The 11,948-nt window shown below is 62.2% G+C and carries 10 protein-coding genes; all 10 read right to left on the reverse strand.

Going from position 1 to position 11,948, the window contains the following annotated elements:
* Positions 1 to 19: 19 nt before the first annotated feature.
* Entirely contained in the window at positions 20 to 3,016 is a 2,997-nt protein-coding gene (locus tag LZK81_RS20865; protein WP_233954536.1) for a 2-oxoglutarate dehydrogenase E1 component, read from the reverse strand.
* Positions 3,017 to 3,255: 239 nt separating this feature from the next.
* Positions 3,256 to 4,161, reverse strand: coding sequence for a succinate--CoA ligase subunit alpha (gene sucD / locus LZK81_RS20870; RefSeq protein ID WP_233954537.1), 906 nt, complete (start codon positions 4,159 to 4,161; stop codon positions 3,256 to 3,258).
* Positions 4,162 to 4,179: 18 nt separating this feature from the next.
* Positions 4,180 to 5,373 carry an ADP-forming succinate--CoA ligase subunit beta gene (gene sucC, locus LZK81_RS20875; protein WP_046605259.1) on the reverse strand — a complete coding sequence of 398 codons (1,194 nt, stop codon included), beginning with the start codon at positions 5,371 to 5,373 and terminating at the stop codon, positions 4,180 to 4,182.
* 36 nt (positions 5,374 to 5,409) lie between these two features.
* Positions 5,410 to 6,372, reverse strand: coding sequence for a malate dehydrogenase (mdh, locus tag LZK81_RS20880; RefSeq protein WP_038590813.1), 963 nt, complete (start codon positions 6,370 to 6,372; stop codon positions 5,410 to 5,412).
* Positions 6,373 to 6,548: 176 nt separating this feature from the next.
* Positions 6,549 to 7,712: a cell division protein ZapE gene (zapE, locus tag LZK81_RS20885; protein ID WP_233954538.1), complete on the reverse strand. Its 1,164-nt coding sequence runs from the start codon at positions 7,710 to 7,712 to the stop codon at positions 6,549 to 6,551.
* 30 nt (positions 7,713 to 7,742) lie between these two features.
* The gene (locus tag LZK81_RS20890; protein ID WP_046605394.1) at positions 7,743 to 8,285 is read right to left on the reverse strand and encodes a protease inhibitor Inh/omp19 family protein; all 543 of its coding nucleotides are present in this window, start codon (positions 8,283 to 8,285) and stop codon (positions 7,743 to 7,745) included.
* 188 nt (positions 8,286 to 8,473) lie between these two features.
* Entirely contained in the window at positions 8,474 to 9,253 is a 780-nt protein-coding gene (locus LZK81_RS20895; protein ID WP_037081594.1) for a succinate dehydrogenase iron-sulfur subunit, read from the reverse strand.
* Positions 9,246 to 9,710, reverse strand: coding sequence for a hypothetical protein (locus LZK81_RS20900; RefSeq protein ID WP_046605257.1), 465 nt, complete (start codon positions 9,708 to 9,710; stop codon positions 9,246 to 9,248). Before LZK81_RS20900 ends, LZK81_RS20895 begins: the two co-directional genes overlap by 8 nt.
* Before the next feature lie 2 nt (positions 9,711 to 9,712).
* The gene (sdhA, locus tag LZK81_RS20905; protein ID WP_046610611.1) at positions 9,713 to 11,554 is read right to left on the reverse strand and encodes a succinate dehydrogenase flavoprotein subunit; all 1,842 of its coding nucleotides are present in this window, start codon (positions 11,552 to 11,554) and stop codon (positions 9,713 to 9,715) included.
* 6 nt (positions 11,555 to 11,560) lie between these two features.
* Complete coding sequence (gene sdhD / locus LZK81_RS20910) at positions 11,561 to 11,941, reverse strand: succinate dehydrogenase, hydrophobic membrane anchor protein (protein ID WP_046626699.1); 381 nt, start codon at positions 11,939 to 11,941, stop codon at positions 11,561 to 11,563.
* Positions 11,942 to 11,948 lie beyond the last annotated feature (7 nt).

Consider the following 11,948-nt stretch of genomic DNA (forward strand, 5'->3'; position numbering starts at 1 on the left):
GTGGAGGAGCGGCTGGGAATCAGCCGCCGAGCGCATCTTCGAGGAAGGCTTCGAGCTGTGCGAGATGCTTCGACATCTGGCCCGTTGCAGGCGAGGCCGCTGCCGGCCGGCCCGTGTAACGGACACGCTGATACTTTGCATCGATATGCGCCAGAACCCATTCCAGATACGGGTCGATGAACGACCATGCACCCATGTTCTTCGGCTCTTCCTGGCACCAGACCATTTCCGCATTGCGGAAGCGGGAAAGCTCGTTGATCAGAGCCTTGGCCGGGAACGGATAAAGCTGTTCGATGCGCAGCAGGTAGATGTCGTCGATGCCGCGCTTTTCGCGCTCTTCGAGCAGGTCGTAATAGACCTTGCCGGTGCAGAGCACGACGCGACGGATCTTGGCATCCTTCTGCAGTTTGATCGGACCGTCCTTGATGACCTCCGCATCGTCCCAGAGCAGGCGATGGAAGGAGGATTCGCCGGCCATTTCGGCAAGCGTCGAGGTGGCTCGCTTGTGGCGCAGCAGAGACTTCGGCGTCATAAGGATCAGCGGCTTGCGGAAGTCGCGCTTCGTCTGCCGGCGCAGAATGTGGAAGTAGTTAGCCGGCGTCGTGACGTTGGCCACCTGCATGTTGTCTTCGGCGCACATCTGCAGCCAGCGCTCCAGGCGTGCCGAGGAGTGTTCCGGACCCTGTCCTTCATAACCGTGCGGCAGCAGGCAGACGAGGCCGGACATGCGCAGCCACTTGCGTTCGCCCGACGAGATGAACTGGTCGAACACGACCTGCGCACCGTTGGCGAAGTCGCCGAATTGGGCTTCCCAGAGGGTCAGCGCGTTCGGGCGGGCGAGCGAATAGCCATATTCGAAGCCGAGGACCGCCTCTTCCGAAAGCATCGAGTTGATGACTTCGTAACGGGCCTGGGTCGGCGACAGGTTGGCGAGCGGAATGTAGCGCTCTTCGGTATCCTGATCGTAGAGAACCGAATGACGCTGCGAAAACGTGCCGCGTTCGCAATCCTGGCCGGACAGGCGGATCTTGGTGCCTTCGACGGCGAGCGAACCGAATGCCAGGGCTTCCGCCATGGCCCAGTCGATGCCTTCGCCGGTCTCGACCATCTGGGCGCGGTTTTCCATGAACCGCTTGATGGTACGGTGAGCGTTGAAGCCTTCCGGGATGGTCGACAGCTTGCGGCCGATCTCCCGCAGTTCCCTCATCGGCATCGCGGTCTTGCCGCGGCGCTGTTCGTCGGCATTGTCGGCGGAACGCAGGCCCGACCACTGGCCGTCCAGCCAGTCGGCCTTGTTCGGCTTGTAGCTCTGGCCGGCCTCGAACTCGGTTTCGAGATTGGCGCGCCAGTCGGCCTTCATCTTCTCGAATTCGCCGTCGGTGAGGAGACCTTCGGCGATCAGGCGGTCGGCATAGATCTGCGCGACGGTCTTGTGGGCGCGGATGACCTTGTACATCTTCGGCTGCGTGAACGCCGGCTCGTCGCCTTCGTTATGGCCGAAGCGGCGGTAGCAGAACATGTCGATGACCACCGGCTTGTGGAACTTCATCCGGTATTCGGTCGCGACCTTGGCGGCGTAGACGACCGCTTCCGGATCGTCGCCGTTGACGTGGAAGATCGGCGCCTCGATCATCTTGGCGACGTCGGACGGATAGGGCGACGAACGCGAGAAGGCCGGATTGGTGGTGAAGCCGATCTGGTTGTTGACGATGACGTGCATCGTGCCGGCGACGCGGTGGCCGCGCAGGCCCGAAAGGCCGAGGATTTCAGCCACGACGCCCTGGCCCGCAAACGCGGCGTCGCCGTGCAGCAGGAGCGGCAGAACCTTGGAGCGCTCCTTCAGGGGAATGATGTCGCCGTCCCAGGCCTTGGCGAGCATGTCCTGCTTGGCGCGAGCCTTGCCCATGACGACCGGGTTGACGATTTCCAGATGCGACGGGTTCGCCGTCAGCGACATATGGACCTTGTTGCCGTCGAACTCGCGGTCCGACGAAGCGCCGAGATGGTACTTGACGTCGCCCGAACCTTCGACTTCGTCGGGCTTGAACGAACCGCCCTTGAATTCGTGGAACACCGCGCGGTGCGGCTTGAGCATGACGTTGGTCAGCACGTTCAGGCGGCCGCGATGCGGCATGCCGAGAACAACTTCTTCAAGACCTTCCTGGCCGCCGCGCTTGATGATCTGTTCGAGCGCCGGGATCAGCGATTCACCGCCGTCGAGGCCGAAGCGCTTCGTACCCTTGAAGCGGACGTCGAGGAACTGCTCGTAGCCTTCCGCTTCGACCAGCTTGGAAAGGATCGCCTTCTTGCCTTCCGGCGTGAATTCGACGCCCTTGCCCGGGCCTTCGATGCGTTCCTGGATCCAGGACTTTTCTTCCGGATTGGAAATGTGCATGAACTCGACACCCAAGGTCGAGCAATAGGTCCGCTCCAGAATCTCGATCATCTGGCGCAGCGTCGCGTATTCGAGGCCGAGCACGTTGTCGATGAAGATCCGGCGGTCGTAGTCCGCCTCGGTGAAGCCGTAAGCGGACGGCGACAGTTCATTATAGTCCTCGACCGCGCTGGCAATGCCGAGCGGATCGAGCTTGGCATGCAGGTGACCCCGCATGCGGTAGGCGCGGATCATCATGATGGCGCGCACGGAGTCCCGCGTCGCCTGCAGCACATCGGTTTCGTTGACCGGCTTGCCGGTCGCGGCAGCAGTCGCTTCCGCCTTTGCCTTCACCTTGGTTTCGATCGCCTTTTCGACGATCGGCCAGTTGCCGTCGAGCGCCGAGACCAGCTCGCCATTGGCCGCGATCGGCCAGTTCTTGCGCTGCCACGAGGCACCCTTCGCCGCCGCCTTCACATCGTCCGGATTGTCGGCGAGCGCCTTGAAGAAGGCCTGCCATTCCGGCGCGACGGATGTCGGGTCGTCCTCGTAACGAGCATGAAGCTGCTCGATATAGGCCGCGTTCTGTCCGTCGAGGAAAGAGGTGATGAGGAACTGCTCGTTGGCTTCTTGCCGTGCCATGGTTATCTGCGGGCGCCGCGCCCGCCTCCTGACGTAATCGGGACCGGAAAATACTCCGGCTTCCGCATTTTCTTGGTCTTCGTCTTGGTACCGGACCGCGCTTGGCGGTCACGCGTCTCCAGAAATTGAGAGACGCAAAACATGGACAGGCGAAACAATGGGACGCTTCGCCTGTCCGAAGCTTATCGGATCAATCGCCACCTATCTATCTAGGGGTGGCGATTGTCCTTTATGTGGCGTCAGCCCTTGAGGACTTCAACCAAGGTCTTGCCGAGACGGGCCGGAGAAGGCGACACCTTGATGCCAGCCGATTCCATGGCCGCGATCTTCGATTCCGCGTCACCCTTGCCGCCGGAAACGACTGCACCGGCGTGACCCATGGTGCGGCCCTTCGGAGCGGTACGGCCCGCGATGAAGCCGGCCATCGGCTTGCTGCGGCCCTTCTTGGCTTCGTCCTTCAGGAACTGCGCCGCGTCTTCTTCTGCCGAACCGCCGATTTCGCCGATCATGATGATCGAGGTCGTGGCTTCGTCCGCGAGGAACATTTCCAGCACGTCGATGAACTCGGTGCCCTTGACCGGGTCGCCGCCGATGCCGACGGCCGTCGTCTGGCCGAGGCCTTCGTTCGAGGTCTGGAACACGGCCTCATAGGTGAGCGTGCCCGAGCGGGAAACGATGCCGACCGAACCCTTGCGGAAGATCGAGCCCGGCATGATGCCGATCTTGCATTCTTCCGGGGTCAGGATGCCCGGGCAGTTGGGGCCGAGCAGTCGCGACTTGGAACGGTCGAGGCGAGCCTTGACGCGGACCATGTCCATGACCGGGATGCCTTCGGTGATGCAGGTGATGAACGGCACTTCGGCTTCGATCGCCTCGATGATCGCGTCTGCTGCACCTGCCGGCGGAACGTAGATCACGGTCGCGTCGGCGCCGGTCCGTTCCTTGGCTTCGGCAACCGAGGTGAAGATCGGCAGCGACGTACCGTCGACGCCGGACGACCACGATTCGCCGCCCTTTTTGGGATGAACGCCACCCACCATCTTGGTGCCGTAGTAGGCGAGCGCCTGCTCCGTGTGGAAGGTGCCGGTCTTCCCGGTCAGGCCCTGGACGATGACCTTGGTGTCTTTGTTGACGAGAATAGACATTGTTCCGGTCCTTCCAGGTTAGGCTTCGATCGCCGCGACGATCTTCTTCGCCGCGTCGTCAAGGTCGTCAGCCGCCGTGATAGCGAGACCAGACTCATTCAGGATCTTCTTGCCGAGCTCGACATTGGTGCCTTCGAGGCGCACGACGAGCGGAACCTTCAAGCCGACCTCCTGCACCGCCGCGACAACGCCTTCGGCGATGACGTCGCAGCGCATGATGCCGCCGAAGATGTTGACGAGGATGCCCTCGACCTTCGGGTCCGCGGTGATGATCTTGAAGGCCGCAGCCACCTTCTCCTTGCCGGCGCCGCCGCCGACGTCGCAGAAGTTAGCCGGCTCCTTGCCGTAGAGCTTGATGATGTCCATCGTCGCCATGGCGAGACCGGCACCGTTGACCATGCAGCCGATATTGCCGTCGAGGGCGACGTAAGCGAGATCCCACTTGGAGGCCTCGATTTCCTTGGCGTCTTCTTCGGTCTCGTCGCGCAGCGCCTTGACGTCGTCGTGACGGAAGAGCGCGTTGCCGTCGAACGACATCTTCGCGTCGAGAACGCGCAGGTGACCATTCTTCATGACGATCAGCGGGTTGATCTCGAGAAGAGCCATGTCCTTCTCGTTGAAGGCCTTGTAGAGCAGCGGGAAGAGCGACTTGGCGTCTTCGCCGGCGGCACCGTCGAGTTCCAGAGCCTTGGAGATCGCAGCGATATCCGCAGCCGTTACGCCGGCTTCCGGATCGATGGCGATCGTGTGGATCTTCTCAGGGGTATCGTGGGCGACGGCTTCGATGTCCATGCCGCCTTCGGTCGAAACGACGAATGCGACGCGGCCGACCGAGCGATCGACCAGCAGCGAGCAATAGAGTTCGCGGGCGATGTCGGCGCCGTCTTCGATGTAGAGGCGGTTGACCTGCTTGCCGGCTTCACCGGTCTGCGCGGTCACCAGCGTGTTGCCGAGCATTTCCTTGGCATGCGCCTTGGCTTCCTCGATCGAGAAGGCCAGGCGAACGCCGCCCTTGGCGTCGGGGCCGAGTTCCTTGAACTTGCCCTTGCCGCGGCCGCCCGCATGGATCTGGCTCTTCACGACGTAAAGCGGACCCGGCAGCGACTTTGCAGCCGCTTCGGCCTCTTCGGCCTTCAGGATCGCGACGCCTTCCGCAACCGGTGCGCCATAGCCCTTCAGCAGAGCCTTGGCCTGATATTCATGGATGTTCATGGGTTTATCCCTGTTTCGATGACTTCAGCGCGTCGATTACTTGAGAGCCGGTGCGATGTTGATGCAGGCTTCGCAGAGGCTGGCGACGGCGCCGACCGACTTCTGGAAGGCGGCTTCCTCGTCCTTGTTGAACTCGACTTCGATGATGCGCTCGATACCGCCGGCACCGATGATCGTCGGAACGCCGACATACATGTCCTTCACGCCGTACTGGCCGGAGAGATAGGCGGCAGCCGGGAGAACGCGCTTCTTGTCCTTGAGGAAGGATTCGGCCATTTCGATCGCCGAGGCGGCCGGAGCATAATAGGCCGAACCGGTCTTCAGCAGACCGACGATTTCGGCGCCGCCGTCACGGGTGCGCTGGATGATTTCTTCGAGGCGTTCCTTGGTGACCCAGCCCATCTTGACGAGGTCGGTGAGCGGCACGCCGCCAACGGTCGAGTAACGGGCGAGCGGTACCATCGTGTCGCCATGGCCGCCGAGAACGAAGGCGGTGACGTCCTGGACGGAGACGTTGAATTCTTCGGAGAGGAAGAGACGGAAGCGAGCCGAGTCGAGCACGCCGGCCATGCCGACGACCATGTTCTTCGGCAGGCCCGAGAACTTCTGGAGAGCCCAGACCATGGCGTCGAGCGGGTTGGTGATGCAGATTACGAAGGCGTTCGGGGCATATTTCTTGATGCCGGCGCCGACCTGCTCCATGACCTTGAGGTTGATGCCGAGCAGGTCGTCGCGGCTCATGCCCGGCTTGCGGGCGACGCCGGCGGTGACGATGCAGACATCGGCGCCTTCAATGGCCGCGTAGTCGCTGGCGCCGGAAAGCTTGGCATTGAAGCCCTCGACCGGGCCGGACTGGGCGATATCGAGGCCCTTGCCCTGCGGGATGCCGTCGGCGATGTCGAAGAGGACGATGTCGCCCAGTTCCTTCAGGCTGGCGAGATGCGCCAGCGTGCCACCAATCATGCCAGAACCAATAAGTGCGATCTTCTTGCGCGCCATCGAAAAGCTTCCTTTCGAGATCCGATTCCATGGCAGACTACGGCTTGCCTACCAATGTGCCAGACCGCATAGCCCCATCCGCTCAAAATGGCAATCGATTATTTTCCACTCAACTTTTTCAATCGGTTAGATGTTAAAACTCTTACGTAAACGTAAGGTATTTTGTCACCAAACCGTTAAAGTTGGCCGCGCTTTTCCTGGTGCAGTGCAAGATAATCAGGGCTGCGCATCTCAAAAAGACGCGAGACGGTACGGTCGAACTCGAAGCCTTCTGTGCCTTTTCGCTCCAGGAGGATATCTTCAGGCGCAGTCGCCGCGGAAATATAGAGCCGGACCGCATGGTCGTAGAGCGCATCGACGAGGTTGATCAGCCGCTTGGTTTCGTTGCGCTTCTCCGGCCCGAGCTGCGGAACGTGCTCGACGAAGATCGCGTCGAAGCGAGCGGCGAGCGCCAGATAGTCCGACGCCCCCAGCGGCTTGCCGCAGATGTCCTTGAAATCGAAACGCGCCGCCCGCCCGGCGGCGGAGGGCACGTGGATGCTGCGGCCCTTCATGGGGATCTCGGCAGGCGCCGCCTTCTTGCCCTCGGTCACCTGGTGCCAGGCGGATTCCATCGCGGCGTCGGCGCGCGCATCGAGCGGCGTCACGTAGACCGGCAGGCTTGCGTGCTTCTGCATGCGGTAGTCGTTGGGCGAGTCGAGCGTGACCACGTCCACATAACGGTTGAGAAGCGCGATGAACGGCAGGAACAGTCCTCGGTTCAGCCCGTCCCTGTAGAGATCGCCCGGGGCCACGTTGGAGGTCGCGACCAGCACGCAGCCGAGCCCGAACAGCTCCGTGAACAGCCGCGCCAGGATCATCGCGTCAGTGATGTCGGTGACCGAGAATTCATCGAAGCACAGGAGCTCGGCTTCCGCGAAAAGGGCGGCTGCGACCGGCGGCACGGGATCGGCCTGCTTGGTCTCGCCGCGCTTCAGCCTCTGGCGATGGTCGTGAATGCGGTTGTGCACGTCCGCCATGAACTCGTGGAAATGCGCCCGGCGCTTTTTTGGGGTCGGCGCCTTCTTGAAGAACATGTCCATCAGCATGGTCTTGCCGCGGCCGACGCTGCCATGCACGTAGAGCCCGCGGATTTCGCGCGGCCGCCCGCCGCCTTTGGCGAAAAGCCAGCCGAGCGCGCTCTTCTTCTTCGCAGGTCCCGTCTCGCGAAGGCAGGTCAGCAGATGGTCGAGCTTGGCGGCAACCGCAAGCTGGGCTGCGTCGGCGGTCAGCACACCCGACACGGTCAAAGCCTTCAGCTCCTCGCCGACGCTCGTCGTGTATTCGGGAATGGGTTCCAACCGGACGCCCTCGAAACTGCGGGGAACCGCTTAGCGGCTGAGGCTGACCGGCTGGCCGGAGTTCATCGTACCGTCGAAGCGGTTCTCGGCGCTCTTGTAGACGCGTCCGATCACGTCGCCGGCCCGGTTCTTGAACTGCACCATCTTGCCCGACACGTCCCAGGAGCCCATCGCCGTCAGTTCGCCGGCACAGCCGCGGGTACCGCCGCGTGAACCGCCGCCGAGATTGGTGAGCGTCAGGAACATGTCGCAGGACGAACCGGAATTGGACACACGCCAGTTGCCGACCATCGCTTCCTTCTTGATGTCAAGCGCAGTCGCAGGCGGTGCGGCCGCATTGGCCGACGCCATGGCAGGATTTGCGCCGGGCGCGCTCGGAAACTGGGAAGAACCGGCAGTACCGGGAGGTGGCGGCAGCTGGCCGCCCTGAACGGACGGCACTGGCTGCGCCTGAAGCGGCGCCGGCTGAGAAGGCTGGGCGGGCAGATCACTATAGGGGCTATAGGAAGTGCGCTGGCAACCGGCCAGTGCCAAAGCAAGAACAAGTCCCGTCGCCACGTATCTGAACTGCATCATCTAACTCCTGCTTTCAGCTTGACCCGCCACCGATGCCACTGAATTGAGACCGAATTATCGTAAACCACCTTGGTTAATCAAGTCGTACTGGAACAATTCGGCATGGTCGATCAAGAAGAATGCTGCAATGCATCCGGTCCCGCCGATGCGAGGACCGAATGAGGCATCAAATTGTCGAGAACGCCTCAGACGCGGCGCTCGACCATCATCTTCTTGATTTCGGCGATCGCCTTGGCCGGGTTCAGGCCCTTCGGGCAGGTCTGGGCGCAGTTCATGATCGTGTGGCAGCGATAGAGCCGGAAGGGGTCCTCGAGATTGTCGAGGCGCTCGCCCTTGGCTTCGTCGCGGCTGTCGATCAGCCAGCGATAGGCCTGCAGCAGGGTGGCCGGGCCGAGATAGCGGTCCCCGTTCCACCAGTAGCTCGGACAGGAGGTCGAGCAGCAGGCGCAGAGAATGCACTCGTAGAGGCCGTCGAGCTTTTGGCGGTCTTCGTGGCTCTGCTTCCATTCCTTGGCCGGCGGCGGCGAAACCGTCTTCAGCCACGGTTCGATCGAGCGATGCTGGGCGTAGAAGTTGGTGAGGTCCGGAACGAGGTCCTTGACCACAGGCATATGCGGCAGCGGATAGACCTTCACGGTGCCCTTCACGTCGTCCATGCCCTTGGTGCAGGCGAGCGTGTTGGTACCGTCGATGTTCATGGCACAGGAGCCGCAGATGCCCTCGCGACAGGAGCGGCGCAGCGTCAGCGTCGGGTCGATGTTGTTCTTGATGTAGAGCAGACCGTCGAGAACCATCGGGCCGCAATCGTCGACATCGATGTAATAGGTATCGATGCGCGGGTTCTGCCCGTCATCCGGGCTCCAGCGGTAGATGCGGAATTCCCGGACGTTCTTGGCGCCTGCCGGCTTCGGCCAGGTCTTGCCTTCGGTCATCTGAGAGTTCTTGGGGAGAGCGAGTTCAACCATGCGACCTATCCGTTCTTTCCTTGCGCCGATCCTTGCGAATGACCAGCTTCAGCGCCGACCATATGTTGTCGACCGCGGCCACCTTCACATCCACCAGATCGAGATCGAGAGCCGCTTTACGCACGACATCCTCGGTCACGTCCGTCCTAACCTTCGAAGCCTTCTTCGGCCAGGAGACCCAGATCATGCCATCCGGCCTGATTCGGTCCTGAAGACCGGAAAGCTCGTTTTCAATCTCCGCCCTCATGATCGTGAAGGCGTGGATCGCATCATAAGCCTTGCCTGCCGCACGCATCGCTTCCCAGGAGGAAAACCTGTCGCAGGCGGCGAATTCAACCGAGGCTCCCAGCTCTTCCAGACTGTCCGGCAGCGCAACGAACGCTGCCGTCATCCCAGGCTTGAAACCCAGCTTCTTAACGAGCGGCGTTCCGGAATATCCCGCACCCGCCGCCGCCATGATCAGTACACGCGCGCCTTCGGCTCGATCTTGTGCGGATCGATGCCTTCGGCGATGAGCTCGGTGTGAACCGGGCGATAGTCGAGCTTGACGTCGCCGCTGTCGCTGACCCAGGCGAGCGTGTGCTTGCGCCAGTTCTCGTCGTCGCGGCCGCCGAAGGGGCCGGAGGTGTAGTCCTCGCGGGCGTGGGAGCCTCGGCTTTCCTTGCGGGCTTCCGCGCCGACAACCGTGGCGATCGCGTTCGCCATCAGGTTTTCCAGTTCCAGCGTCTCGACCAGGTCCGAGTTCCAGATCATCGAACGGTCGGTGACCTTGATGTCCTTCAACTCGCCCCAGATCGCCGACATGCGCTTGCAGCCCGATTCCAGCGATTCCTGGGTACGGAACACGGCGGCGTCGTCCTGCATGGTGCGCTGCATCTTGTCGCGCAGAACCGCAGTCGGCGTACCGCCATTGGCGTTCCGCAGGCGGTCGAAGCGGTCCATGATCTTGTCGCAGGCGGCGATGTTGAGCGCCGGGATCGGCTCGGCCTTGTTGATCACCTCGCCGGCGCGGATCGCCGCGGCGCGGCCGAAGACCACGAGGTCGATCAACGAGTTGGAGCCGAGGCGGTTGGCGCCGTGAACCGAGGCGCAGCCCGCTTCGCCGACGGCCATCAGGCCGGGCAGCAGACGTTCCGGGTTGTTGCTGTCGGCGTTGAGCACTTCACCATAAAAATTGGTCGGGATGCCGCCCATGTTGTAATGCACGGTCGGCAGGACCGGGATCGGCTCGCGGGTCACATCCACGCCTGCAAAGATCTTGGCGCTCTCGGAAATGCCCGGCAGGCGTTCGTGCAGAACGGCCGGATCGAGATGGTCGAGATGCAGGAAGATGTGGTCCTTGTTCTTGCCGACGCCACGGCCTTCGCGGATTTCCAGCGTCATGCAGCGGGAAACCACGTCGCGCGAGGCGAGGTCCTTGGCCGAAGGCGCATAACGTTCCATGAAGCGTTCGCCCTCGGAATTGACGAGGTAGCCGCCTTCGCCGCGCGCGCCTTCGGTGATCAGACAGCCCGAACCATAGATGCCGGTCGGGTGGAACTGCACGAATTCCATGTCCTGCAGCGGCAGGCCGGCGCGGGCCACCATGCCGCCGCCGTCGCCGGTGCAGGTATGGGCGGACGTTGCCGAGAAGTAGGCACGACCGTAACCGCCGGTCGCCAGCACCACCATCTTGGCGGCGAAGCGATGGATCGTGCCGTCGTCGAGGTTCCAGGCGACGACACCGGTGCAGCGGCCGTCATCCGACATGATCAGGTCGAGCGCGAAATATTCGATGAAGAATTCCGCGTTGTTCTTCAGCGACTGGCCGTAGAGCGTGTGCAAGATGGCGTGGCCGGTACGGTCTGCGGCAGCGCAGGTGCGCTGCACCGGCGGGCCGGCACCGAAATTCTGCATGTGGCCGCCGAACGGGCGCTGGTAGATCTTGCCCTCTTCATTACGGGAAAAGGGCACGCCGTAATGCTCGAGTTCGTAGACGGCCTTCGGCGCTTCCATGACCATGTACTGCATGGCATCGACGTCACCGAGCCAGTCGGAGCCCTTGACGGTGTCGTAGAGGTGCCACTGCCACGAGTCCGGCGTCATGTTCTGCAGCGAGGCGGCGATGCCGCCTTGGGCTGCGACGGTGTGCGAGCGGGTGGGGAAAACCTTGGTGATGCAGGCGGTCTTGAAACCCTGTTCGGCCATGCCGAGCGTGGCGCGCAGGCCGGCGCCGCCGGCGCCGACGACGATCACGTCATAGGAATGGTCGACATAGGTATAGGCTTTGCCGTTCTGGGCGATGGGAGTGACTGATGCCATGACGGGTTATCCTGCGAATGCGATTTTCAGAACGGCGAACAGACAGAGCCCGGCGATCAAAATCGAGAAGAAGGTGTTGAGCATGATCAGCGCGACCTTGGCGAATTCGCCGTGGACATAGTCCTCGATGATCACCTGCATGCCGAGCTTCATGTGAATGACGCCGGAGATGACGATGAGGCCCATGATGACGGCGACGAACGGGTTCGACAGCGCGGCAATCACTTCCGGATAGGGTTTGCCGGCATAGATGATCATGAAGATGACGAAGAAGATCATCAGCGGCACGTTGGCGACGGCCGTCAGGCGCTGGCGCCAGAAATGATCGGTGCCGTCCTTGGCGGAGCCCAGTCCGCGGACCTTACCGAGCGGAGTACGCATATCCATGGATGAG

The organism is Neorhizobium galegae (genome assembly GCF_021391675.1).
GTDB lineage: Bacteria > Pseudomonadota > Alphaproteobacteria > Rhizobiales > Rhizobiaceae > Neorhizobium > Neorhizobium galegae_B.